Annotated in this window: 28 protein-coding genes, 3 tRNA genes, 1 other RNA gene and 2 other annotated features (1 of these 34 only partly in view); of the genes, 4 read left to right on the top strand and 28 right to left on the bottom strand. The window is 33.2% G+C overall.

Annotated elements, in window-relative coordinates:
* Window positions 1–101, bottom strand: a binding site (T-box leader); it reaches 95 nt to the left of the window's first position.
* A 78-nt stretch (window positions 102–179) separates the two neighbouring features.
* Window positions 180–377 (bottom strand) — a binding site (T-box leader).
* A gap of 101 nt (window positions 378–478) precedes the next feature.
* From WY13_RS08930 to WY13_RS08855, 17 genes are all read right to left on the bottom strand, one after another.
* A complete protein-coding gene (locus tag WY13_RS08930) occupies window positions 479–667 on the bottom strand; it encodes a hypothetical protein (RefSeq protein WP_063555337.1) in 189 nt (62 codons plus the stop codon).
* 26 nt (window positions 668–693) lie between these two features.
* Window positions 694–879 (bottom strand): hypothetical protein, encoded by a 186-nt coding sequence (locus WY13_RS08925; protein WP_063555336.1) that lies wholly within the window; start codon window positions 877–879, stop codon window positions 694–696.
* Window positions 880–998: 119 nt separating this feature from the next.
* Window positions 999–1,625 (bottom strand): EFR1 family ferrodoxin, encoded by a 627-nt coding sequence (locus WY13_RS08920; RefSeq protein ID WP_242866418.1) that lies wholly within the window; start codon window positions 1,623–1,625, stop codon window positions 999–1,001.
* Between the two features lie 2 nt (window positions 1,626–1,627).
* Window positions 1,628–1,780 (bottom strand): hypothetical protein, encoded by a 153-nt coding sequence (locus tag WY13_RS21795; protein ID WP_242866417.1) that lies wholly within the window; start codon window positions 1,778–1,780, stop codon window positions 1,628–1,630.
* A gap of 75 nt (window positions 1,781–1,855) precedes the next feature.
* Entirely contained in the window at window positions 1,856–2,539 is a 684-nt protein-coding gene (locus tag WY13_RS08915) for a hypothetical protein (protein ID WP_063555335.1), read from the bottom strand.
* 18 nt (window positions 2,540–2,557) lie between these two features.
* Window positions 2,558–3,109: an NAD(+) diphosphatase gene (locus WY13_RS08910; protein WP_063555334.1), complete on the bottom strand. Its 552-nt coding sequence runs from the start codon at window positions 3,107–3,109 to the stop codon at window positions 2,558–2,560.
* A gap of 133 nt (window positions 3,110–3,242) precedes the next feature.
* A complete protein-coding gene (gene sfsA, locus WY13_RS08905; protein ID WP_063555333.1) occupies window positions 3,243–3,935 on the bottom strand; it encodes a DNA/RNA nuclease SfsA in 693 nt (230 codons plus the stop codon).
* 87 nt (window positions 3,936–4,022) lie between these two features.
* Window positions 4,023–4,295, bottom strand: a complete 273-nt coding sequence (locus WY13_RS08900; protein ID WP_013236791.1) for a pro-sigmaK processing inhibitor BofA family protein — start codon at window positions 4,293–4,295, stop codon at window positions 4,023–4,025.
* 114 nt (window positions 4,296–4,409) lie between these two features.
* A complete protein-coding gene (locus tag WY13_RS08895) occupies window positions 4,410–4,697 on the bottom strand; it encodes a DUF2508 family protein (RefSeq protein WP_063555332.1) in 288 nt (95 codons plus the stop codon).
* A 104-nt stretch (window positions 4,698–4,801) separates the two neighbouring features.
* Window positions 4,802–5,398 (bottom strand): recombination mediator RecR, encoded by a 597-nt coding sequence (recR, locus tag WY13_RS08890; protein ID WP_013236789.1) that lies wholly within the window; start codon window positions 5,396–5,398, stop codon window positions 4,802–4,804.
* A gap of 48 nt (window positions 5,399–5,446) precedes the next feature.
* Window positions 5,447–5,791, bottom strand: a complete 345-nt coding sequence (locus WY13_RS08885; protein WP_063555331.1) for a YbaB/EbfC family nucleoid-associated protein — start codon at window positions 5,789–5,791, stop codon at window positions 5,447–5,449.
* A gap of 81 nt (window positions 5,792–5,872) precedes the next feature.
* Window positions 5,873–7,534 carry a DNA polymerase III subunit gamma/tau gene (dnaX, locus tag WY13_RS08880; RefSeq protein ID WP_063555330.1) on the bottom strand — a complete coding sequence of 554 codons (1,662 nt, stop codon included), beginning with the start codon at window positions 7,532–7,534 and terminating at the stop codon, window positions 5,873–5,875.
* Between the two features lie 94 nt (window positions 7,535–7,628).
* Window positions 7,629–7,894: signal recognition particle sRNA large type (gene ffs / locus WY13_RS08875), an RNA gene on the bottom strand.
* Window positions 7,895–7,905: 11 nt separating this feature from the next.
* Window positions 7,906–7,995: transfer RNA gene (locus WY13_RS08870), tRNA-Ser, on the bottom strand.
* 255 nt (window positions 7,996–8,250) lie between these two features.
* Window positions 8,251–8,343, bottom strand: a tRNA-Ser gene (locus WY13_RS08865).
* A 3-nt stretch (window positions 8,344–8,346) separates the two neighbouring features.
* Window positions 8,347–8,784, bottom strand: a complete 438-nt coding sequence (locus WY13_RS08860; RefSeq protein WP_063555329.1) for a nucleoside deaminase — start codon at window positions 8,782–8,784, stop codon at window positions 8,347–8,349.
* A gap of 150 nt (window positions 8,785–8,934) precedes the next feature.
* Window positions 8,935–9,011: transfer RNA gene (locus tag WY13_RS08855), tRNA-Arg, on the bottom strand.
* Between the two features lie 122 nt (window positions 9,012–9,133).
* Here WY13_RS08855 and WY13_RS08850 point away from each other — a divergent pair.
* On the top strand, window positions 9,134–9,433 hold the full coding sequence (locus WY13_RS08850) for a phasin family protein (RefSeq protein ID WP_063555328.1): 300 nt from the start codon (window positions 9,134–9,136) through the stop codon (window positions 9,431–9,433).
* 34 nt (window positions 9,434–9,467) lie between these two features.
* A complete protein-coding gene (locus WY13_RS08845) occupies window positions 9,468–11,069 on the top strand; it encodes an ABC1 kinase family protein (protein WP_063555327.1) in 1,602 nt (533 codons plus the stop codon).
* An 8-nt stretch (window positions 11,070–11,077) separates the two neighbouring features.
* On the opposite strand, the gene WY13_RS08840 is transcribed toward WY13_RS08845, so the two are convergent.
* Complete coding sequence (locus WY13_RS08840; protein ID WP_063555326.1) at window positions 11,078–11,656, bottom strand: TetR/AcrR family transcriptional regulator; 579 nt, start codon at window positions 11,654–11,656, stop codon at window positions 11,078–11,080.
* Window positions 11,657–11,843: 187 nt separating this feature from the next.
* Between WY13_RS08840 and WY13_RS08835 the strand changes: the two genes are divergently transcribed.
* On the top strand, window positions 11,844–12,737 hold the full coding sequence (locus WY13_RS08835; RefSeq protein WP_063555325.1) for a phosphatidylserine decarboxylase: 894 nt from the start codon (window positions 11,844–11,846) through the stop codon (window positions 12,735–12,737).
* A 118-nt stretch (window positions 12,738–12,855) separates the two neighbouring features.
* Here WY13_RS08835 and WY13_RS08830 read toward each other — a convergent pair whose 3' ends face one another.
* The 5 genes from WY13_RS08830 to WY13_RS08810 form a co-directional block, all read right to left on the bottom strand.
* The gene (locus WY13_RS08830; RefSeq protein WP_242866415.1) at window positions 12,856–13,749 is read right to left on the bottom strand and encodes an AraC family transcriptional regulator; all 894 of its coding nucleotides are present in this window, start codon (window positions 13,747–13,749) and stop codon (window positions 12,856–12,858) included.
* 210 nt (window positions 13,750–13,959) lie between these two features.
* On the bottom strand, window positions 13,960–14,562 hold the full coding sequence (locus WY13_RS08825) for a cupin domain-containing protein (RefSeq protein ID WP_063555323.1): 603 nt from the start codon (window positions 14,560–14,562) through the stop codon (window positions 13,960–13,962).
* Window positions 14,563–14,766: 204 nt separating this feature from the next.
* Entirely contained in the window at window positions 14,767–16,116 is a 1,350-nt protein-coding gene (locus WY13_RS08820) for a GntP family permease (RefSeq protein WP_063555322.1), read from the bottom strand.
* A 46-nt stretch (window positions 16,117–16,162) separates the two neighbouring features.
* Window positions 16,163–18,136, bottom strand: a complete 1,974-nt coding sequence (locus WY13_RS08815) for a YjhG/YagF family D-xylonate dehydratase (protein ID WP_063555321.1) — start codon at window positions 18,134–18,136, stop codon at window positions 16,163–16,165.
* A 66-nt stretch (window positions 18,137–18,202) separates the two neighbouring features.
* A complete protein-coding gene (locus tag WY13_RS08810; RefSeq protein ID WP_063555320.1) occupies window positions 18,203–19,108 on the bottom strand; it encodes a dihydrodipicolinate synthase family protein in 906 nt (301 codons plus the stop codon).
* 455 nt (window positions 19,109–19,563) lie between these two features.
* Between WY13_RS08810 and WY13_RS08805 the strand changes: the two genes are divergently transcribed.
* The gene (locus tag WY13_RS08805) at window positions 19,564–20,313 is read left to right on the top strand and encodes an IclR family transcriptional regulator (RefSeq protein ID WP_063555319.1); all 750 of its coding nucleotides are present in this window, start codon (window positions 19,564–19,566) and stop codon (window positions 20,311–20,313) included.
* A gap of 276 nt (window positions 20,314–20,589) precedes the next feature.
* Here WY13_RS08805 and WY13_RS08800 read toward each other — a convergent pair whose 3' ends face one another.
* From WY13_RS08800 to WY13_RS08780, 5 genes are all read right to left on the bottom strand, one after another.
* The gene (locus WY13_RS08800; protein ID WP_063555318.1) at window positions 20,590–23,175 is read right to left on the bottom strand and encodes an ABC transporter permease; all 2,586 of its coding nucleotides are present in this window, start codon (window positions 23,173–23,175) and stop codon (window positions 20,590–20,592) included.
* Window positions 23,172–23,855, bottom strand: coding sequence for an ABC transporter ATP-binding protein (locus WY13_RS08795; RefSeq protein ID WP_063555317.1), 684 nt, complete (start codon window positions 23,853–23,855; stop codon window positions 23,172–23,174). Before WY13_RS08795 ends, WY13_RS08800 begins: the two co-directional genes overlap by 4 nt.
* 82 nt (window positions 23,856–23,937) lie before the next feature.
* A complete protein-coding gene (locus WY13_RS08790; protein WP_063555316.1) occupies window positions 23,938–24,927 on the bottom strand; it encodes a sensor histidine kinase in 990 nt (329 codons plus the stop codon).
* Window positions 24,914–25,600, bottom strand: coding sequence for a response regulator transcription factor (locus WY13_RS08785; protein ID WP_063555315.1), 687 nt, complete (start codon window positions 25,598–25,600; stop codon window positions 24,914–24,916). The genes WY13_RS08790 and WY13_RS08785 overlap by 14 nt, the downstream gene beginning before the upstream one ends.
* A complete protein-coding gene (locus tag WY13_RS08780) occupies window positions 25,597–25,791 on the bottom strand; it encodes a hypothetical protein (RefSeq protein ID WP_063555314.1) in 195 nt (64 codons plus the stop codon). Before WY13_RS08780 ends, WY13_RS08785 begins: the two co-directional genes overlap by 4 nt.
* Between the last annotated feature and the right edge of the window lie 8 nt (window positions 25,792–25,799).

Here is a 25,799-nt window from a genome sequence, read left to right as displayed (position 1 = left end):
AATTCTCCGAGGTGGATTCACAAAAGCATCGGTATCAGTTTACACCTTCCACTGACTCTCTATTACCTAACTTATGTTACTATTCTCTTCATAGAATAATATTAAATTTGAAATACTATTAGCAAAATACTTAACATATGAGAATTCATTATAAATAAAAAAGAACCAATCAAATCCCACATAGGGACGATTGGTTCGCGTTGCCACCCTTATTAGTTATATAATAATATAACTCTCTCATTAAAATAACGGTTTTTCCGTATTATTCATCATAATAATTCTCTGAGGTGGATTCACAAAAGCATTGGTATCAGTTTGCACCTTCCACTGACTCTCTATTACCTAACTTATGTTACTATTCTCTTCATAGAACAATATCAAATTTACTAACGTTTGTCTTTCATTGGTATCATTATATAGTTTATATTTTTATATGTCAATACCTATTTTTAAAATTAAAAAAATAATTTTTTAATAACTATGTTTGGTCTAAACTGGTTAAGACTTTGTCATAGAGATCCTTAATACATATGCCATTTTGCAAGTTTCTGCAATTAGTACAGCTTTTGGTGTCAGAATTTTCTATGCCAGAATTAAATGAAATATCCTTTTTCTCATACCCTGGACAAGAGTTAGCAACACCTATCATTTGCCCTATATTTCCCATTTTAGCTGCCCCTTTCACTGTTAAATTTAATTCATACTTATCACTTGTTCAATTTTGTAAAGCAAATCTTTACTGCATTTGTTATTTACAAAATTCACACAATTACTGCAACTTCCTGAGATATAGCTTACCTTCAATCCCAGAATACTATTTTTAGATTCATATTCCTTACAATTTTCTGCAACAATTCTTTTATCTTGGGCTGAAATCATAAAACTCACTCCTGAAAAATATTGTATTTTTATTATCCCCAAGCTAAAAAATTTAATTCTAAAATAGCCTCTAACATTAAAATTGTTAGAAGCTATTTGTGTAATTCAATATTAAAAATTTATTTATTCAGATCTAATACCTGTATGATATTTTTTTGAGTTTGATCAATTTTTTTACCTTTATATCTTATTACATTTATTGGGCATATATGTATACACCTCAGACATAAAATACATTTGCTGTGAAAAACTGCATGTCCATTTTCAAATGTTATATTGCCTTGAGGGCAGTTTCTAAGGCATAACCCACATTTAACGCAATCTTTAGTTGATGATATATTTCTAGATAATTTAGGTACCCTACCTTTAAATACGTTGTGCAGTACTTTACTAAATTGAAGCCTTATTAAAGAATTAGATTCTTTTACAATCCTCCCCTTTATAAAACTTTCTACTATATTTGTAATCTTTTTATCAACAGAAATAAGCAAATTTTCTATTTCACTTTCATTATATTTTTTACCTATAAAGAAGTAAAAATTATTAGGCATTTTTATGCTAATCTGTATAGCTGGTACATATCCTTTCTTTTTTAAACATCCTGCAACAAAACAAGAAGCTGAAGATGACGAAGCACCTTGTGTAGAATATACTATAGCCCTTATATTTCCTTTTGTATTATTCAGTCTGTTTAAAAAATTGGTTACAATTTTGGGTGGTAATTTCCAATGTACAGGAAAACCAATGATTATAAAATCATATTTTTTATTTCTCTCTCTTCTACAGCTTGAATATACGCTAAGTCTATATCTACATTATAAAACTGAAATTTTTCCTTAAATCTATCCGCCACCCACTTGGTATTTCCTGTACCACTAAAATAATATAAAATACCCTTCATACTAATTTAATCTTTTATTTTTAAATAATTAAAATAAAAGTAGTTACTCCTCTCCCTATAATATACTGTAAATATTTATTCTGGTCTTATATTTTTATATTTTTTCCTATGTTCAATCATAATTTGTCTTAAGATTTCAGCTGAAGTAGGAGGCGTAAAAGCTACAGCATTAGCTCCTGCACGTATAGTTTCTCTTATATTTTCCTCTGTAGGTCCTCCTGTAGCTATTATTGGAAAATTAGGATACTGACTTCTAACTTTTTTAACTATTTTAGTAGTTTCCTCAGCTCCAGATACATTTATTATAGTAGCTCCCGCTTCTATTCTATTTTGTACATCCTCGTATTCAGATACTATAGTTACTATTATTGGTATGTCTATACTATCCCTCATTTGTTCTATGACTTCATTAGATGTAGGACTATTTACAACAACTCCCATGGCACCTTTAAATTCTGCATCTAATGCTAAATTTAAAATTCTTTTGGCTGTTGAAATTCCGCTTCCAACCCCACAAAAAACAGGTATATCTGCGGACAAAATAATTGCGTGTGTTATAAGAGGCTGCGGTGTGAAAGGATATACAGCAATAACTGCATCTGCATCCGTATTTTTTATAATAGCTACATCCGTAGTGAATAAAAAAGACTTTAGCCTTTTTCCAAATATTCTTATTCCACTTGCTTCTCTAATAACTTCAGGTACTCTAATCATATGCTTTCTTTCAATTCCATCTACTTGCGGTATATATTTAGCCATGTTTTCCCCTCCTTATATTTAACTATCTGTTTGACAATTGTTATTATCACATCTATAGGCTTTTTCTCCAGTATAACCTAATTCCTTTAAAACCTTTCTAACTATTCTCTTCCCAATTTCATCCTCTTTCATTTCACACAGTGCATCTTCTATATATCCCCAATTTACCCATTCGACTTCTGCAGATTTTTTTATATTTCCACCATCATACTTCGCCATAAAAGTAAGCATTATTATTTCTTTATTGTTATTTTTTACATATTCACTCCCTAAATATTTTAAATCCTTTACCTTAAGTCCTGCTTCTTCAAATACTTCTCTATGCACAGTTTCTTCTACTGTTTCTCCATTTGTAACATATCCCGACAATAAAACCTTAGAGTCTTTAAATATATAACTTTGTTTTAATAACAATATTTTATTTTCCTTTATTACAGCAACTATTACACAAGGTCTTGGAGTATCAAAATACATTATATCATCTTTAGGACAATAAGGTACCCCCCCTTCATCCCAGCTGTATTTTTCTTCTAACTCTCCTCCACACATAGGACAATACTTAAATTTCATATACACACTGCCTCATAAAGCAGCTACACCTCCTTAACCTGAACAAATAAAATTTTCCAAAATTTATATATTAATTATACTATAAAATTAGTGAGTACATTATAAAATATATACTAAAATAATATTTTTTTATTTATAGGCATACTTTTATTTCATCTTTTAATATTATAAAATTTTCACCTAAAAAACAATCATAAGCAAGAATTTTTACTCCTTCTTTATCAGCATACCTAAGGTACTCTCCAAACTTTTTATCAATTTCGTCGTAAGGCCTGAAACACTTAATACCTTCCATTTGAATTAAGAATAAAACTGCAGCACCCATATTAGATTTTTTTACTTGCACTAATTCCAATAAATGTTTTCTTCCTCTTTCTGTAGGTGCATCTGGAAACCTGGCAACTCCATCTTCTTCAAAAGTAACTCCTTTCACTTCAAGATAATATTCCTTATTATCTTTATCCAATAACTTAAAATCAAACCTGCTGTTTCCGAAAGTTTTTTCCCGCTCTATGTTTTTACAATCTCTAAAATAACTTATTTTGTTCATTTTTAGTGCTTCATCTACAATTCTATTTGGAATTTGGGAATCTATATTTATTAATCTTGTTCCTTTGTAGGCAGCTATTAAATCGTACTTTGTCTTTCTATTTGGGTTATTTTCTTCCCTTAAAATTACTGTTGCTCCAGGTATGAGAATTTCCCTGCACCTTCCTGTATTAGGTACATGAATCATTAATTGCACACCATCTATATTTACATAGGCTTGAAATCTATTAGGCCTACTAATAAACCTAGCCTTTACTATTTGTTTGTTAAATATCAATACACCATCTCCAATAAAGCCAAATTTATGTTAATCAAAATAAAACCACCCTTTTAAAAAATAAAAAGTGGTTTATTAATAAAAATTTTAGAGAAATAGTTTAAATATTATAAGAAATATCACTCCTGGTATTCCAAAAAATCCTGCAATAAGTGCTGTAATTGCATTAATACCTATACTAAATGAAAAGTATTTTCCTATTAAGTTCACTATAACTAGCAGTACTACACCAAGTACAGCATTTATAATAAGTTTAAATAAAATTTTTAAAGGCCATGAAAATACTTTTACTAACACATAAAGTCCTAATATGGCAATTAAAAAATATCCTATATACTGAAACATATCGCTTGTTAACATATTGCTTATTCCTCCTCATTTTTCTTATAGTAAAAAATTTAACATAAATACTATCTAATTTATATTCTAACAATTAAAAAATATTAATAAAAGGAATAAGCTAAAAATTTTTGTTTAAGATGATTTTTTATTTTCCTTTAAATTAGGAAACATACTATTGTAATTCAAATCTATTCCATTTTTCTTTACTTCATTTAATAAATACATATATTTTGATTTTGCTGCCTCTTCCATATATATAGCGTAATCAACCAAGTGTGGATCTTTCACGGTATCAAAGTATATAGCACATCTTTCCAACTCTTCCCTAGCTTCATTTATATCATTTAATAATTTTTTTTGATTTTTTGTGTACTTCGAATTTTTTGCCAACAAATATTTGATTATATTATACTTGTTCATAAAATCAGAATCCTCCTAAATTGTATGTTATTTTAATAATTGACATAAATTAACGTCAATATACATTATTAAAGAATCCTGATTTAAACGCATTATAATTTATTTTATATCTCCACTCTACCTTCTAGTGCTTTTGACAGAGTAATTTCATCTGCATATTCTAAGTTTCCACCAACAGGAATACCATGGGCTATTCTAGTTACCTTCACTCCAAGGTGTTTCAATATTTTAGATATATACATAGCTGTAGCTTCTCCTTCTACATTTGGGTTAGTTGCAACTATGACTTCTTTTACATTCCCATTAATTCTTGTTATAAGTTCCTTAAGCTTTATATCATTAGGTCCTCTTCCTGCCATAGGTGATATATTGCCGTGCAACACATGATAAACACCATTGTACTCTTTAATTCTTTCCATAGCCATTATATCCTTAGGCTGTTCTACTACACATATTACGCTCTTATCTCTATTTGGATTTGAACATATAGCACAGGGATCTGAATCTGTAAAATTTCCACAAACAGAGCAGTATCTTATAGTACCTCTTGCATTAACTAAAGCTTTTGCAAACTCCTTTACTTCATCACCCGGTAAATTCAATATATAAAGGGTAAGTCTTTGAGCTGTTTTATAGCCTATTCCCGGTAACTTTGCAAACTCTTCTATTAATTTTTCAATAGCTGCAGGATAAAAATCCATAGTATCACCTCAATTTAAAACCCCATCAATAAGATGGGGTCCATAATCTTAAAACATTCCTGGTATATTAAGTCCACCAGTTACTTTTTTCATTTCAGAAGCAGTCTCCTTTTCTGCATTTTTAAGTGCCTCATTACATGCAGCCAAAATTAGATCTTGAAGCATTTCTACATCTTCTGGATCTACAACTTCTGGTTTAATTTTTATATCTACTATTTCCTTTTTACCATTTACTGATACAGTAACTGCTTCACCGCCAGCAGTAGCAGAAAACTTTTTATTTTCAAGTTCTGATTGCATAGTCTCCATTTGTTTTTGAAGTTTCTGGGCTTGCTTCATTAAATTGTTCATATTTCCGCCGCCGCCAAAATTAGGTACTCCACCTCTTGCCATAGTATATTTCCTCCTCAATTAACTAATATATATTTAATTATACCATATTTTTATTAAATTTTATCTAAGGTTATTTTACATTTATTCATCAAATATTTCTACTATATCCTCCCCAAATGTATCCTTTAATAATTTCTCCTTGGATACAGATACATCCTCCACTTCGTCTTCTATAATGTATCTAATCATAATTTTTTCCTTCAACACTTCTGAAAAAACCTGTTCAACTATTTTTCTATTTTCATTCTTTTCCAGCCTCTGTTTATGGAAAGCATATTCTTTACCATACTCTATAGTTATTATACCTTTTTCACATTTAACTACTTTTCCTGTAGTAAGTGCTGCAAACAAAACCATTTGATGCTTACTTTTAAGTGATTCAAGTATATCTTTCCAACTTTTTTTAACTATGTCTAGTGTTATCTTTGAATATATATTTTCTTTATTTGCTGTCTGTGCTTCGTCATTTGATGAATTATTTTTCGTTTTATCTTCTTCAGTACTACTTTCTCTATAGGTATCTCCTATTTTTTTAAGTACAGTTTCTTTTTCCACCTTGGAATTAATCTTTTCATTTGATATTTTAATTTTTCCTTGCCTGAAAGCTTCTTCCAATCTATTTAATCTTGCAAGCATTACTTCCTTTGACGTATCATACTCTATTTTACACATCTTTATAGCTGAAAGTTCTAGATAAATTCTGCTTTGTTTAGTCCATTTAGATTGTTCCTGGGCATCTTGAAGTATTCTTATATCTCTCATTATTTCTTCTACACGTATTTTCTGTGCTTGATCTTTTAAAAGATTTATATTTTCTTCTGACATATCAAGTACATCTTCTGGATTATTAGACACCTTTACCATTAAAAGATTTCTTAGGTGAATTATCATATCCTTAATAAAGTTAAATATATCTTTTCCACTTAAAACTATATCATCAATTACTCTCATAGAAGATTCTACGTTCTTTTCTATTATGCTGTCTGTAAGTTTTAATAAATTCTCATTAGTAACTAGACCTAACATGTTAACTACATCGTCGTATTCAACTTTACCATTTCCCATAGATATTGCCTGATCCAATATACTAAGTGCATCTCTCATGGCTCCATCGCATATTCTGGCTATTAAATTTAGACTTCTGTCATCTGCAAAAATTCCCTGTTCACTAACTATACATCTTAATCTATTAAATATCTCTGAACTTTTTATCCTTCTGAAATCAAATTTTTGACATCTGGAAAGTATAGTAACAGGTAATTTCTGGGGATCAGTAGTAGCAAGAATAAATATTACGTTTAGAGGTGGTTCTTCTAAAGTCTTTAAAAATGCGTTTACTGCTTCTTGAGTAAGCATATGAACTTCATCCATTATATAAACTTTGTATTTACCCTCCTGAGGAGGATATTTTACATTTTCTATTACATCTTTAATATCTTCCAGTCTTCTTTTGGAAGCAGCATCCATTTCAATTACATCTATTGAAATACCTGCATTTATTTTTTTGCACATCTCACATTCATTACAAGGTTCTCCATCTTGAAGGTTCAAACAATTTACCGCTTTTGCCAGTATCTTCGCCGTAGAAGTCTTTCCTGTACCCCTTGTTCCAGAAAATAAGTATGCATGTGCTATTCTATGGTTTAATATTTGATTTTTCAATGTAACTGTTATATGATCTTGGCCTACAACATCTGAAAAAGTTTTAGGTCTCCATTCTCTATATAATGCAGTATAAGGCATATTATCACCTTCCTTCATATATTATAACCTATCTTTAATCGTATAACAAAAAAGATACCTTATGGTATCTTTTAATTTTCAGTCATTATTAAAGTCGTGCACCTTGCTTCGTCTAGTAAACTATAAGCGTTACCCATACAGTTAACTCAAACCAGGTTTATCCACGGCACACGAAAATATTCACTTACCGCTGCTTCCTTCCGGACCTGACGGGGTTCATGAGTTTCCGTTGCGTGGGATCCAGTTCTCAACGCCACTTTTATGGGCCAGACCTCACATTTTACAGCCTAAGCTAGGAATTCAACCCTGCTATAGCGGATTGCAGGTTACAGGGCACCGCTAACTCCCCATCTAGCACGACAAAGTTAAAATGGCGGAGAGAGGGGGATTCGAACCCCCGGTAGAGTTTCCCCTACACACGCTTTCCAGGCGTGCTCCTTCAACCACTCGGACATCTCTCCACAGGTTTACTCATGAAATAAATTTATATTAAGTTTTATGGTTTAGAAACCACCACAACAATCAGTATTATACTATGAAAGTAATAAGATTTCAACACTTTTTATAAAAAAATTTATATGTAAATTTCTGCCTATAACTTGATTTAGATTAAATCACAAAAAGCATGATATATCATAATCAAATTATCACAAAACTCTGCACATAAAAACACCCTAAATCACAATCGTAATTAAGGTATATCTCTATTTACATTATGGCGGAGAGAGGGGGATTCGAACCCCCGGTGCGGTTTTACACTGCACAATTGATTTCGAGTCAATCACCTTCGACCTCTCGGACATCTCTCCATATTACCTTCTACTTTTAAAAAATTTTTCTAACATTTCACTGCACTGTTCATTATACATCCACTGAATATCTACCCAACGATTTAAACGCCTATTTTGTAATATATTAATTACAGAGCCACAAGCCCCCATAGTAGGATCAAAGGTGCCTATATACAGTTTGTTTATCCTGCACTGTAATATAGCTCCTGCGCACATAGGACACGGCTCTAAAGTAACATACATACTACAGCCAGTCAATCTCCAATTACTAAGTATCTCTGACGCATTTTGAATAGCAAGCATTTCTGCATGGGCAGTAGCAATTCCAACTGTCTCTTTTAAATTATGACAACTTGATATTATTTCATTATCTTTTACTATAACAGCTCCTACTGGAACTTCACCTAATTTCAACCCTATTTTTGCCTGCCTTATGGCTTCCAGCATAAAGTCTTTCATAAAATACCCCAAAAGTTTAAGTATTTATTGCATTATGACACATATAAATTGAATAAATAAAATATAAATATAAAATAAGGATATACTATAAAAAGCAATGAAAATCCTCATAAAATAAACGTCCTGCAAATATAATATTTACAAGACTTATGGTGCGCCCGAGAGGAGTCGAACCTCCGGCACGCGGTTTAGGAAACCGCTGCTCTATCCTACTGAGCTACGAGCGCATATATATAATCGCTACTTAACTATTTTATTATAGTTTATAATAATTGTCAATTTTTTTTATTTAATAATTGAAAAATCAAATATATTAGTGATTATAACCTAATTATAAGGGAGGAAAAATATGATTAATGAATTAAAGAGTTTATTCTTAGCTGGGGTAGGTTCAGCTGCATATACCTATGAAAAAGCAGTAAATTTAATTTCCGAAATGGTAGAGAAAGGAAAAATAACAGTAGATGAGGGAAAACAATTATCCGAAGAATTAAAGAAAAATGCTTTAGCCAAAAAAGATCAAATAAAGCCATTAACTAAAAATGAAGTTATATCTATATTAAATAACATGAACTTTGCTTCCAAAGAAGATATTACATCAATAAATGATAGATTAACTAAACTTGAAAATAAAAACAATAATGACTAAAGCCAATTTAGGCTTTAGTCATTTGAGATAACTTATGAGAAAAATATATTCACAAAGATTTAAAGAAATAATGAAGGTACTAGCTAAGTATGGTTTTAAATTTTTAAGAGAAACTAAAAGTCCTAATAAAAATAAATCTCCTGAAAATCTAAGAAAGGCTTTTGAGGAACTTGGACCTACCTTTATAAAAATAGGCCAAATACTTAGTTCAAGACCAGACATATTACCTTCGTCCTACATTAAAGAACTTTCAAAGCTCCAAGATGATGTACTTCCAGAGAAGTATGAAGATATAGATATAGTATTTTTCAATGAATTTAATGAAAATATAAATGAATGCTTTTTATATTTTGAAAGAAATCCTATAGCCTCTGGATCAATTGCACAAGTACATAATGCAACTTTAAAAAATGGGAAAAAAGTCATTGTAAAAGTGCAGAGACCTGATATAAAACAAAAAATGGAAACAGATATATCCATATTGTATAAAATCATGAAATTTACTAAAAACAAATTTAAAGATACACTGATAGATCCAGAAGAAGCTTTAAAAGAACTGCTCTCTTCAACTAGAAAAGAACTAGATTTCAACCTTGAAGCAGACAACATGATAAAATTTAAAGAACTAAACAAAAACGTAAAATTTTGTTATGTTCCCTATATAATAAAAGATTTATGTGGAAGTAAAGTACTTACCATGGAAAAAGTCTACGGATTTAAAATAAATAATATGGAAAAATTGGAAGAAGGGAATTACGACTTACAGGACTTAGGCAAAAAATTAGCCTTATGTTTTTTTAAACAAGTTTTCACAGATGGGTTCTTTCATGCAGATCCCCATCCAGGTAATTTATTGATACAAGACAACAAAATATGTTTTATTGATTTTGGAATAATGGGTACCATTTCTCCTAGATTAAAATTACTCTTAAACGATGCAATTATGTCCATTGCCTATAAAGACACAGATAAGCTTGTATCCGTAATTATGTCCATAGGTATAAAAAAAGAACTAACAGACAGAAATAAACTGTATGAAGACGTAGAATTATTTCTGTCAAATTATCTGTTCACTTCTCTCAAAAACATAAAAATTTCCGTACTTTTAACAGAAATTTTTAAATGTGCAAAAAACAACAACATCACTTTACCTAGGGATTTAATATTATTAGTAAAAAGCTTAATTATAGTAGAAGGCTTAGTAGCTGAAATAGCTCCTGACATAGAAATTTTAGATATAGCAGTACCCTTTGTGAAAAACAATAATGAATTTTATTTTTTGAAAAATTTTGATCTAGAAAATATACTTATAGATTCTTGTAACTTCACAAAAAATTTTTTCAAACTTCCTATGAAAACCGTAGAATTAATAGACAGCATATTAAATGGAAGAGCTAAAATTCAACTAAAATTTAATAAAATAGATGATTCATTAAATCAATTAAATAAAATGGTAAATAGACTTTCTATCTCACTTATATTATGTTCTATGATTATAAGTTCTTCCTTAATTTTAAATTCAAATATAGGTCCAAAAATACATGCCATACCTTTACTGCATGTTATAAATTTTTTATTTTTTATAGTAATCGGTATTACTCTAATAATTTCAATAATTAAATCTGGAAAACTTTAAGGAGAGATTCAATTTAGGATCTCTCCTTTTATTCCATTTAAAATTCTATACATAAGATTATCTATCATTCCATTTAAATCTTTGTTTTTTTCATTTATCAATTCATAAACAGCAACAGAACAAATTGTCCCAAATAAATCATATGCTAAAAATGAAGAATTACATGTTTTTATGTATCCCTTCTCCATAGCATCATCTAAGTAGGACTGTATATATACTATGTATTTTCTTATATATTCCCTTAATTCCAATTGTCTTACTTCTTGACCCCAAAGTTGGCTCATAACCACCTTAAAGAAATCCCTATTTTCATAAACTAATCCCCACTGAACTTTACATACAATTTTTATTCTGTTTAAAGGGTTCTTTTCATTTTTGGATTCCTCTTCTATGCTTTTTCTTATTACATTCATGCCCTCTTCTATAATATATTTAAATATCTCTTCTTTACTTTTAAAATGATAGTATAATGTTCCCTTTGCTACTCCTGCATCTGCTGCTATAGCATCCATAGTAGCACCACTGTATCCATTCTTGGAAAAAACTTTTATAGCAGACTCAAAAATGGTTCTTTTAGTATTACTCATTAATACCACTCCAGATTTTTATTATATAATTGCTGACTGGTCAGTACAATTATATTCATTTACATTATACTTTTGTTATTAAAATAACTCAATAGTTTTTAATACATTAATTTTACAAAAATTATTTCTATATTAACATTATAGTGTTAAAATAAGCTGTAAATAAAATGTTTTAAGGTAGGAAAAAATGATTAAGTATTTTGATAGAAAAAATAAAAAATATGAAACAGAAAAAGTAGCAGGAGGAACTTATTTAAATTGGACTTATTCTTCCCCTTGTGGAATGAAATTATTAGAACTCATAATTAAGAAAAAAGTTTTTTCTAAATTATATGGGAGCTTTTGCAATAGCAAATACAGCAAAAAGAAAATTAGTCCATTTATAAAAGATTTCAATATAGATATAAATGAATTTAGAGAAAACTATAAAAATTTTAGATGTTTTAATGACTTTTTTTCAAGATCTCTCAAAGATACTGCAAGACCTATTGATAGTAACAAAAATATATTAATATCTCCCGGAGATGGAAGATTAATGATATATGAAAATATAGATTTAAACAAAATCGTTCAGATTAAGGGATATACATATAGTCTTTTTGATTTAATAGATAATCCCCAAATAGCTAAAAAGTTTAAAAATGGTACCTGTTTAATATTAAGACTTTGCCCTACAGATTACCATAGATTTCATTTTATAGATTCTGGTATATGTGAATCTACACATAAAATTAAAGGTAATTACTATTCTGTAAATCCAATTGCCTTAAAAAATATTGCTAATCTTTTTTGTAAAAACAAAAGAGAGTGGAGCATATTTCATTCAGACAACTTCGGTGATATACTCTATGTAGAAGTAGGTGCTACCTGCGTAGGTTCTATAATTCAAACCTATTTACCTGAAGGAACTATTAAAAAAGGTGATGAAAAAGGTTACTTTAAGTTCGGTGGCTCTACAGTTATATTATTTTTTGAGCAGAACAAAGTAACTATGGATAAAGATTTGCTAAAACAATCAAATTTAGGGTATGAAACCAAAATACTTATGGGCGAGACTATAGGAACCAAATTTACTTACTAATAGTAGAATAGATATAACTAAAGCGGATAGTTAAGGCTATCTGCTTTAGTTATATCTACAAATTTAAAATGTCCAACCTCTTACTAAAAAAATTCCATGATTTTAATATTAAGGGGATTTATGAATTAATACATTTTCTTTTTACAGGAATCCATACTTCACACTTATATTCCTCTTGCTTTTTACCATTCCAAAAGTTCTTTTCAATGCATGGGCCTTCCACTTGTTCAAATCCAGAAGAAGGAAACCATTCGGAATATATACGTCTCCATATGTCCTGTATAATCAAGTTATCTGGTGTAATTCCATGACCTTCAAATACTGCCCATGTAAGTTTAGGTATTTCAAGTATGGTAAATTCATCTGATATCTCAGTTTTAGGCATTTCATATCCCATCATATATTTTCTTGTACCATCTTCTTTAAAGTCATAATGAAATCCATCCAACAAAGTACCTTTAGGATTACCTAATATTTCATTAATTCTGTCATGTGTTCCATCTTCAAAAATCTTACTAATGAATTTCGGTATTTCTCTATAAGCGGCATCATTAACTTTAGTTGTCATAAAACCTATTCCAAAAACTTTAAAAGCTTCCTTTTCTACTATTCTATAAATCATTTCACATTCTCCTTTTATTGATATTTGAAATGAGATTTTTGGAAAGGCTTTAATTTTTCCATTAAACTTTTTTAAAAATGATGGAGATATTCCATGAAGCCTTTGAAATGCTTTAGTAAACGCTTCTGGGCTCTCATAACCATATTTTAATGCCACATCAATAACTTTTTTATCTGTTGAAGCTAATTCTTCTGCGGCAAGAGTTAGCCTCCGATTTCTTATATATTGGCTTACAGTAACCCCTGTTAATGCATAAAACATACGTTGAAAGTGATATCGTGATGAACATGCAACCTTTGATATATCTTCTATATTAAGTTCCATATCTAGATTGTTTTCAATATACTCAAGTGTATTATTTAGCAGCTTAATTGTCTCCAAAGATCTCATCTCCTTTTAAAATCATTATATAAGAATTAGAAAATATACTCCTGTGTTTTTGTGCTTTACTTTGTCTTATGACATAAAACATACTTTTACTTATTCATCCTTTATACCATATTCAAGGATATATTTAAAATACAAACATAAAAAACACCGTAAAATTCTTTTGAATAATACAGTGTTAAAATAATTGTTTACTTTTTTACGTAATTAGTACTAATCCCTTTCAGCAGCTTGTGCATCTGCTTTAGTGACATGAACTGTATTTCGTGGATGCTGAGGAGGTGCATAAATAGAATATACTTTAAGAGCTTTATTGCCTGTGTTGATAACATTATGCCATGTACCTGCAGGTATCATTATTGCGAAGTCATCATATACTTTTTTCTGAAAGTTCAAATTGTATTTACTTTTTCCCATTTTAACAAGTCCCTGGCCTTCTTCAATACGTATGAATTGGTCAACATTTGGATGAATTTCCAAGCCAATATCATCACCAACATTGATGCTCATTAATGTAACTTGCAGATGTTTTCCTGTCCATAAAGCAGTACGAAAAGTATTATTTTGTTTAGCTGCCTTATTAATGTTAACTACAAAGGGTTGTGGTCCATAATCCTTCAATTGAATTGATCCATTACTCCTTGATAATTGTGAAGATTCAAATCTTGAATCATCCTCAATTTCATCATCAAAAGGAATATAGGGATCATTAAATTGTCTCAAATAATTTGGGTCATACAAAGGACATGGATAAGCATTATACATTTGTGTATTAATGCAATCATCACATGGATACTTTCTATAATTATTATACATATTGTTCCTTTCTTTCATAGTCTTACGAAATTATAATATGTTCTAGGTGTTCAAAATGTGATTAAATACAAAGCCCTTGGAATCACAGGATTTAGATTCCAAGGGGAGCATTATCAGTGTTAAGTTTTATTAAATATTCTTAAGCTGATGACATTAGACATAAGATGTTACTAAGTAAAATAATTATTTAGATCCTACTTAGTATTAGACAATCATATTCAATATCAAAATGCATATTAATCCTGTTACTGATAAAACGGTTGATAATAAAGTCCAGGTTGAAAATGTTTCCTTCATACTGAAACCAAAATATTCTTTAACCATCCAGAATCCTGCATCGTTTACATGAGAGGCTATTGCACTTCCACATCCGGTTGCAAGTGTTACTAAAGCCAAATTAACATGTCCGCAGCTAGCAAGCATTGGAATAACTAGACCTGATGTTGATAAAGCCGCTACAGTTGCAGACCCTAAAGAAATACGTAAGATTGCTGCAACTACCCATGCAAGTAGTATAGGCGATATAGCACTTCCACTGAATAACGTAGCTATATATTTACCAACACCTCCATCAATAAGTACTTGTTTAAAAGCACCACCGCCACCAATAATTAAGATCATCATTCCAATTGATGCAGCTGCAGCTGAGCAGGAAGCTCCCACTTGTTTAATTGGAATTTTTCTTCCTATTCCCATTGTATATACTGCAACTATTAAAGATATAAGCATTGCAGTATCTGGATTACCAATAAAGTTAACAATAGTAAAAAACGAATTTCCTTTAATTCCTGCTGTCTTTTGTATCATTGAAATTATTGTGGAAATCATCATCAAAATAACAGGAAACATTGCCGTTAATAAACTAATTCCAAAACCAGGTGTTTCTTCTATTTTAAATGTTTTTTGTTCGCCTAAAGATTCAATATTTCCGGTTTTTTCAAAAGCACTTGGTATAATTTTTTTAGCAACCTTAGTGAATAATGGTCCTGCCATAATAACACATGGTATTGCTACAATAATACCATATAATAAAACTGTTCCAATGTCTGCTCCATATGCTCCAGCTATTACTGTTGGTCCTGGATGTGGAGGTAGAAAGCTGTGTGTTACTAATAAAGCTGCAAGCATAGGAATGCCTAAATATATTGGAGGAATTTTTAATTCTCTTGCAATAGAAAATACAATTGGAATTAACAAAACTAATCCTACTTCAAAGAACATTGCTATACCAACAACAAATGAAGCAACTACAACAGCCCACTGAATTCGTTTTACACCAAACTTGTTAATTAAAGTCATAGCAATACGATGTGCTCCGCCTGAATCGGCAACTAATCTACCAAGCATGGCACCAAGACCAAATATTAAAGCAATATGGCCGAGCGTTCCACCCATACCGTTTTCGATGCTTGAAACAATTTTTCCAAGAGGTATTCCCAAACCCAAAGCTACAGCAAATGAAACAATCAGCAGTGAAAGAAATGTGTTTAATTTAAATTTAGAAATTAATATAATTAAGAATAATACACCTAACCCTACCATTAGTAATGGCATAATATACTCCCCCTAACCTCTTTAGTTTTTAAACATAAAAGATTTATTATTTTTTAGTTAACGCTTTTTTACCAGCTTCAAGAACTTCAATAATTTTATCCACGTCATATACGCTTCCTCTCCAGGTTCCACCGCTGACAGATTGAAGTGCTGCCCACAATCTTGTATCATCTGGAAGATCTGGATCAGGTTTAAGATATGGATGAGGCTTACGTGATTCCAATACTTTAGCTGCTTCTTCATAAGAAAGTTTGTTGTCTTCAGTTCCAATGAAATTAATTGATCCCTCAAGTTTATTAGTATCAACTATTATTTCAATAACATCTTCATCCCTTAATTTTCCGATAGGACCTCCTGCTAATGCTTCAGGACCTACATGTCCAAAACAAGCACCTGTAGAAACACCAGAAAAACGTGCATCTGTGATTAGAGAAACATGTTTACCAAAAGACAAATGTTTTAAAGCAGAAGTTAACTGATATGTTTCTTCCATTCCAGTTCCCATTGGGCCTCCGCCCATCACAATCATTATGTCACCAGCCTTGATCTTTCCCACATCTTTAAGTGCTTTAATAGCTGCCTTTTCAGATGTGAAAACTTTAGCTTTTCCAGTATGTCTAAATATTCCATCATCACCTATAACTGATGGATCAATAGCCGTTGATTTTACTACTGAACCTTCAGGTGCAATGTTTCCTACCGGAAAAGTTACTGTTGATGTTAATCCTCTTTCTTTTGCCTGGCTTGGGTTCATGATAATTTCATCAGGATTAATTTTATCCACTTCAAGCAGACGTTTTCTGCACTCAGCACGTCTTTCGGATTTTTTCCACCAATCAAGGTTATCTCCAAGTGTTTCTCCTGTAACAGTAAGAACATCTTCGTGCAGCAGACCAAGTTTTCTTAAATGAAGCATAACTTCAGGAACTCCACCTGCTAAGAATGCACTTACTGTTGGATAATTAACTGGTCCAATAGGAAGAACACTCACTAAACGAGGCACTTTCTTATTAATTCTTGCCCAGTCTTCCACAGTAGGAATTTTGCAGTTAGCAGCATATGCAATTGCTGGGAGATGAAGAAGCAAGTTTGTCGATCCCCCAAAAGCAGCGTGAACTACCATAGCATTCTCAATTGCTCTATCTGTAATAATATCCTTTGTAGTTATTTCATTGTCTGCCATATCCAAAACTGCTTTAGCTGATTGTCTAGCGATTTCTTTCCATATTGGCTGACCAGAAGGTGCTAAAGCAGAATGAGGCAATGCTATTCCAAGTGCTTCAGCAATAACTTGAGAAGTGCCGGCTGTACCTAAAAATTGACATCCTCCACCAGCAGAAGCACAAGCGTTACATCCACGTCGGCAAGCATCTTCTAATGAAAGTTCATTATTTGCAAATCTGACTCCAATAGTCTGAATAGTTCCTGCATCCTCCCCATCTATAGCTTTAAGTGTTGCACCACCAGGAACTATAATAGTTGGTAAATCATGCATAGATGCTAGTGCCATCATCATGGAAGGCAGTCCTTTGTCACATGAAGCTACCCCCATTACTGCACGGCGTGTTGGCAGTGAACGAATTAAACGGCGGCATACTATTGCCGAATCATTACGATAAGGAAGAGAGTCAAACATTCCAGTTGTACCCTGACTACGACCATCACATGGATCTGTTACATATGCAGCATAAGGAACACCTCCAAGTTTCTTTATTTCTTCAGCTGCTGCTCTCATTTGTAATCCTAATTCAAAGTGGCCTGTATGTAACCCTACAGCAATTGGAGTACCATCATTATCACGAATTCCTCCTTGATTACTAAGTATCAACACATCACCGCCAAGGAGTTTAGATGGTTCCCATCCCATACCAGCATTTAAAGTCATTCCAAATATATTTCCGCTGGGTGAATCTTTTAGCAATTCCGGAGTAAGTGGAAGTGAACCTTTGGGTCCTTCTGCGTGAGTATGAATTTCATATAAAGATGAGTCTTCTTCACCATAAATTGATTTTAACGACATAATAACCATTCCTCTCTATGATTTAAAAATCTTTTTGTATAGTAACTTTTAAGAAACTGCAGTAGATTATTTTGATATTATATGATTGATCTCTTTCATAAGCTTTTTAATTGAATTGGTTTGTTCTTCATTCGCTTGAAGAAGAGGAGTTTTGCAGTAGTCTTTAATATCCAGGCCTTTTAACATCATGGCTTTTTTTATAATTGGAATAAAGCATTTACTAATTTCATATAAATCTGCTAACTTATCAACACAATTTTGAATTTCAGCTGCTTTATCCATGTTTTTCTCATTAACTGCTTTTACCCAATCTACAAAAATCTCTGGATAAAGATTGGAAAGTGCGCTAATACATCCGCTGCCACCAGAAAGAATATTACGAACAAAGTTTTCATCAAACCCTGAGAATACCTCAAAACCAGGAAACTCATTCTGTACGGTTTGGATTAATTTTCTAGTATGTCCCATTTCGGATACTGTATCTTTATAACCAACAATGTTGCTGTGCTTTCTCAGTAAATTAAGTGTTAATTCCGGCGATAAATCATGTCCTGTTCTGTCAGGGTAATTATATAAATAAATATTACCTTTTACAGATTCAGCTACCTTTCCATAGTAAAATTCCAAACTTTCATCCGTTAGACTAAAATAATATGGACTAATAATAATAATATCATCTGCTCCAGCATCCATGGCATAATTGGAAAGTTCAATTGTATCTTCTATTGTCATACAGCCTGTCCCGATAATAACCTTTGTCCTTTTATTTACATAGGAAGTAACAAGATCAATTAATTTCTTCCTTTGTTCAGTAGACATGGCATAGAACTCACCTGAACTGCCCATAATAAGCAGACCATCTATACCTGCGCTTATGAGATAGTCATAAATATTTTTATTTGCCTGGATATCTAAGTTTCCATTAGCGTCAAATGCAGTAACAACAGGTGTTATAAATTTAGCTTTTTTCATATGTGTTTTCCCCCTTAGTAACAATTAGACTAAATTCAAAGTCTAATTTGTAATTGTTTACATATATTTTAAATAATTAGTTTAACTACTTAATAATTCACAAAAATAGTTAAAGCTTTTATCCATACTTAAGTAATAATTTAAAATTTTTAGTGATACCTTAATGACTGATGAGATTGTTCCTCCTTTTATCTTTTCGTATATACAAAACATATTTGTTTATACGAATATTATAATTAAATAATATCACAATTTTTTGTCATGTCAAGGTAATATTTCGGTATTGTTGTAAAATTAAAAAAATAGAGACATTTTTCTTGATATTTTAATCGAAGTGCTTTTATAGAAATATTTATTTTTATATGTGTAAATGGAGATTGAATATTACTAATAAGGCATTTATAATTATTATTGTATAATAAAGTTTTATAAAAATTTGAATGGTGGTTGTAAATATGACACATAAACCAACGGAAAGAGTGTTAAATATATTAAATCTTTTGTCAGTCAAGCCTAAAGGCTTAACGTTAACAGAGATTTCTGAAGCAATTGATGTACCCAAAAGCACTCTTTATCCTATTATCCAGACAATGTTAGAACGTAATTTTCTTTCTCTTGAAAAAAACTCTCTAAAATATTCAATAGGAATTTCCGCTTTTTGTATCGGAGCATCCTATTCACGAAATAAAAATATGTTAGATTTTATACAAAAAATAATGAAGAATATTGTCAGTAATATCAATGAAACCTGTCAAATGGGTATTCTTGATGGAAACAATGTACTTTATATATTAAAAGAAGATCCTATAAAAGATATTGATATTCGACTTATTTCATATGTAGGGAAACGAATACCTGCTTATTGTACGGCATTAGGAAAAGCCCTATTAAGCGAATACAGTATTGAAGAAATAAAAACACTTTATTCTGATGGCTTAAAACCCATTACCAAAAATACTATAACGGATTTTTCTGTTTTAGAAGAGGAATTAAAAAAGATTAGAGAAACTCATTTTGCAACAGAAGTTGAAGAAGTAACAGAATTTTTACGCTGCTATGCTGTTCCCCTGATCTCAAAAGGAAAAACATCTGCAGCCATCAGCATAAGTATTCCAACTTTCCGAGCTACTGAAGAAAAAAACAAACTGGCAATTGAATTATTATTAAAGGCAAAAGAACAAATTGATGCTGTTAATTTGAATTAAGTCTTATCAGCACCAATAATGCTATTTAAATGAATTTACTGAAACGTCGCATTACCTTAAAAACTTTATGGCGTTTTAGTAAATTATTCACTTTTTAAGTATTATATTAAATAAAGAATAACAAGAATGCATATCTCCCATTTTTTGTTTTCGAAACCTTTTACCAAATTAGTGACTGCCCAATAAGAACCAAGAGCAAGCGGAGTAAATATAAAATAAACACGGGGATACCTCATAAGATACCGCCGTATTTTCAATGTCAATATCAGCTTTGAATCAATCCATGTCATCCCGAAGCGCGTCAATAATATTTTCTTTCTTTACCTTGCTAATAGAATACATCATTGTAATAAACACAATAAATAGCACACCGAACACGCTGATTCCGATACTACCCCACGGCATTACAAAATGGGTACTGTCGCCACTCATTACTTTGTGCATGATCCATGATAATATGATTGCCAGAGGAAGCCCGAAGAGCAGCGCCTTCATGCCATAAAAGATACACTCGAAATTCATCATCTTTTGGAAATCGTGGTCGGACATTCCAACAGAGCGAAGCATGGCAAGCTCACGTCTGCGCATCTTGATGTTCGTGGAAATTGTGTTGAACACATTGGCAACTGCAATCAGCGAAATCATAATTATAAAAGCATAGGAAAACACATCGGCAATGAATATCATATTGCGGCTCTGATCAAGCGCTCCAGACATATTCAAAAGGATGTACGGGCTTGTAATTCCCATATCCTGAACTATCTCTTTCATTTTATCCGATGACTTCGATGGGTTCTTTGACTGAAATGTCATGCCCTTAGTTATAATATCTGCAGGAGTAACAGTGGCATTAAACTTTTCCTTGAGTGAATATGGGGCAGTCACATAAATTCCACCTGATTTTTGCCTTATGTCTGTTAAGATAGGAGGTGTATCAAGTGGCACAAAATTGTTCATAAATGTAATACTTACATTATATCCCTGTTTCATCTCCGGCTTGCCATTTGTTTTGGGAAAAATGGTAAAATTACTGGCAGAACTCTTGAACACATTTGGAATTTGGCTGGCCGTTTTCTGATTGTCGTGGCTGTCCACTTTGGCAACACCGATTAATTTCGCATTTTGTCCGGTATATTTATCTGTAGGCAAACCTAAACTTTTGACAATCTTCAGATAGGTACTGTCATCTAAAAATTGAATTTGCACTGGCAGATTCACCGTTTCGTTTGGCGAATGTGAACCTAAAGATTTCTTGTAAGCGTCTGAAAGATCACTGCCCTTGGCAGCACAGAAATAATTCATAACAACTTGATACGAACTTTCGTGAACACCATCGACGTTTTTTAGTTTGTTATAAAGCTGCAGCATTTCGCTGTCTTTCATATCATGTGTGCCAAAACCGACATCACTATTAGTAACCTCTTTTGCACCCGCCGACACCTGTTTCAAATCTATTACCATTGCACTGGTCGATATAAATAACACTACGCTTAAAACAAGTGACAGCACAATACTGCGATAACGCTTTTTGTTCCTCTTAAAGTTCTTTAATGCAAGAGTTCCCTCCAAGCCGTAAATGCGCTCCACAAGTTTTGACGTTTTCACAGCTTTTGATTCGACTTTGACATCATTCGTCTGGCGAATACACTCCATAACAGGCATATTGGCAGCCTTGCGAGCTGGAATATCTGCCGAAATCAAGATTGTGATCATGCTGGTCACTACTGCTGCAATGATTGCGGGAGCGGACACTGTCAATGTCAAAGGTACATTTGCGAAAAGAACGTTTGCGAAGTTTTTGGCGACGATGCCAATCGCAAGTTTGATGCTGACTATGCCAATGAAAACACCAATCGGGATACCAATGGCACCGATACAAAGTCCTTCAAACAGCACTGAATGTCGCAGCTGCTTTGGGGTGGCTCCCACCGATGAGAGAATCCCAAATTGGTGTGTGCGCTCGTTCAAGGAGATATTGAATGAATTATAAATCAGAAAAATAGAACCAATCATAATGATGATGAGTACAATAGCACCGGCTGAGTACAAAAATGCATTGAACACCTTATCGCTCGGATCGTTTGAAAGAGCAATGAAACGCAGCACATCACTATTAAAGATGTAAGCATGACCTCCAGCTGTATTTTTTGCATAAGTATGAGCCTCAAACGGTTTTTTTAGCGTGACAAACAAGCTGATATTGTTTGCCGTATCTGCTGCATCTGAAGTTGTAATTGCGGTATATCCAGGCGCAGAATCTTCATCAAAGTGAGGCGTTTCGCAAAAACCGACCACTGTGTAAGTTTTCTCTGTTTTTGGCACAAGGGTTTCTTTCCCGGAAATGTAAGGGTCGTGTTGACCAAGACTTTTGTTTCCACTCATGCGGCTTCCAATAGCAAGGGTAAGTGTGTCACCCACACGTAACTTAACGCCGTCTTTTATTACGACTCTCTCAGGAACAACAATCTCTCTGTTGTTTTTTGGCAACCTGCCGGCACACAATGTGAGTGGGAGGGCATTAAATGTTTTCTTGCTGAATCCAGCGATAAAAAAATACGGTTTGTCGTGAATTTTTCCACCGTTAAGTTTTGCGTAGCCAATATTTTTAAATGATGTGGTATTTTCAACTTTGTTGTTACTTACCTGCTTCGCTGCGAAAGAAGGATCCACATCCTCAAATTTGATGTGCCAGCCACCATATTTGTGAGCCTCACCGTTTGACATATAGTTCAGCAGAGAAACGCCAAAAGTGACAACTGCCGTAATCAGGGCAGCGGACAGTACAACTCCGATTACCGTTACAATCGTTCGTGTACGGTTTTTTTTCATGCTTTGAAGTGTAACTTTGTTGAAAATGTTCATGGTCTCACCTTCTCGTCTCGCACTACTTTGCCGTCCGATATACCGATAATGCGATCTGCTTGCAGGGCAATATCTTCGTCATGTGTAACAACGATAAGTGTCTGATTGTATTTTTTATTGCTTTCTTTAAGCAGCTTTATAATTTCATGTCCATTTCGGCTGTCCAAACTACCCGTGGGTTCATCCGCAAGCATTACCGCCGGAGCGTTCATCAAAGCACGCCCTATGGAAACACGCTGCTGCTGACCGCCTGAAAGCTGATTGGGTAAATGTGTTTCTCGTCCCTTTAACCCAAGCAATTCCAGCAATTCATTCAACCTCTTCTTATTGACCTTTCGTTTGTCCATTAGTATAGGCAATGTGATGTTTTCCACAACATTCAGAGTGGGAATGAGGTTGTGAAACTGATAAATCAGTCCAACCTGACGCCTGCGGAAGATGGCAAGTTTTTCATTGTTCTGTGCATATACATCCTGACCCTCTAAATATATCTTTCCGCTTGTTGGCACATCCACACCAGCGATAGCATGCAGTATAGTGGACTTGCCAGAGCCAGAGGAACCGATAATTGAAGTAAATCCTCCTTTTTCTATTGTAAGCGAAACATGGTCAAGCGCAGTAACCTGATTTTCACCAGTGCCGTAGACCTTGCATAAATTTTCAATTTTTAAAAACTCCATTATGTGAGCCTCCCTTTTCATGTTTTACCTATATAATAGAACTCTCAACTTACATCTCTGTGACTTTAAAGTGAGAGATTCGTCACTTTGGGAAACGAAGGTCAAACATGGCACCACCCTGTGAGTGATTTTTGGCGGTAATCGTCCCACCCTGCCGTGTTATAATCATCTTGCAGAGAGCCAATCCAATCCCGTATCCTGTGGCACTTGAGTTTTTTCCACGATAGAACCTGTCAAACAGGAAGGGTAAATCTTCCTTTTTAAAGCCCGCGCCGCTGTCGTGGATGGTGATCTCGGTAAACAATGGGTTGTCCATGCCGATAATCTCAATCTTCCCATCATCGCCTGCACTTTCCATGCAATTTTTGATGATATTTTGGATTGCTTCCGAAAGCCAACCAGAATCGCCCTGAATGATTATCCCTTTCGGCACGTCTATTTGCAAAACAATATCGTGCAGTTCCATTTGGATCAAAAGCGGGTGAATCGCAGCGCTTATCAAAGTATTCACATCTATCTGTTCACATTTAAAAACCACAATGCCTGCATCCAGGCGGGATAATTTGAGAAGGGAAGTAAGCAGCCAATCCATATGCACAAATAATTCCTTTGTTTCCCGTATCAATGCTTTCCGTTCATTTTCGTCAGGGTTATTCTCTAATAATGATAGAATGAGGTTTACGGATGTGAGAGGGGTACGGAGTTGATGAGCTATGTCGGCCAGCGAATCAGCAAGATGTTCTTTTTCTTTTTTCAGTGCATCATTTTGCTCCCGAATACGCAGCGTCATTTTTGTTACCTCGCTTTGCAGAATGGAAAGTTCGCCCTCATCTAATTCACAAATATACAGATGATCAGCATTATGAAGCACAATATCAATTTGATCTGAAATTTGTGCAATGCTTTTATATCGGGCTTTGGTAAATGCAAAAAACGCTATTCCAAAGGTGGTGGCAGAAGCAATGGCAAGAATTCCAGCTGCTGCATTAATTGCAAATTCCAACGTAACAGCAGCTGCAGCTATTAAGGAGAACAAAATAGCAAACTTTCTAAACTCTCTATTCCGAAACATACCCGTCCCCCAGTCTATATCCAGTCCCACGAACGGTCAGAATTATTTTCGGACTTGCTGGGTTGTTCTCTATCTTCTCCCGCAGTCGTTTAATGTATACAGTCAATGTATTATCATTAACAAACTCGCCCGCAGCATCCCACAATTCGTCAAGCAACCTGCTCCTTGTGATAATACTTTTAGGATTATTAATAAATACCAGAAGCAATCGATATTCCAATGCTGAAAGAAAAACTTCGATGCCATCCTTTTTCACAACACCGCTTGCCATATCAACATGAAGCCCGCAGATTTCAAAAGCCGATGGAGAACGTCCGCTTTTTCGCAGGGCGGTTCTAATTCGTGCAATAAGTTCACGTGGACGAAAAGGCTTGGTAATATAGTCGTCTGCGCCCATGTTCAGCCCAGTAACAACACTCGCTTCATCACCAGAAGCCGTCAGAAAGATAACGGGAACATCCTGCATTTCTTTGATTTCCGTGCAAACTGTAAAGCCATTTCCGTCAGGCAAAGAAATATCTATAAGCGCCAGGTCAAATTTATTTCCAGCAAGCATGGCAATAGCATCACTACGCGTAGGGGCATGAGTAACTGTAAATCCTTCCGAGCGGAGCAAAAGCACAAGGTTTCTGGCGATTGTCTTATCATCCTCAACCAAAAATATCCGTTTCATTTATTTTCACCACCCTTTGCTTTACTGCTCCTATATCGTCCGTCAGCCGGTTTTTTAGCGTGAGCAGGCACAAGCCATGTATTTCCCATTTTTTCAGCTCCTTTAATCCGTCCAGCAGAGCAATAGTACACTACCATTCTGTCTGTGATTTTCCAATTTTTAGCTGCTTCTTTTGTTGTTATATAATCCACGCATAGCA

The sequence above is a fragment of the Clostridium ljungdahlii genome (genome assembly GCF_001636845.1).
Classification (GTDB): Bacteria; Bacillota; Clostridia; order Clostridiales; family Clostridiaceae; genus Clostridium_B; species Clostridium_B ljungdahlii_A.
The sequence above is the reverse complement of the archived record's forward strand: the minus strand, read 5'-3'. Positions and strand labels throughout refer to the sequence as shown.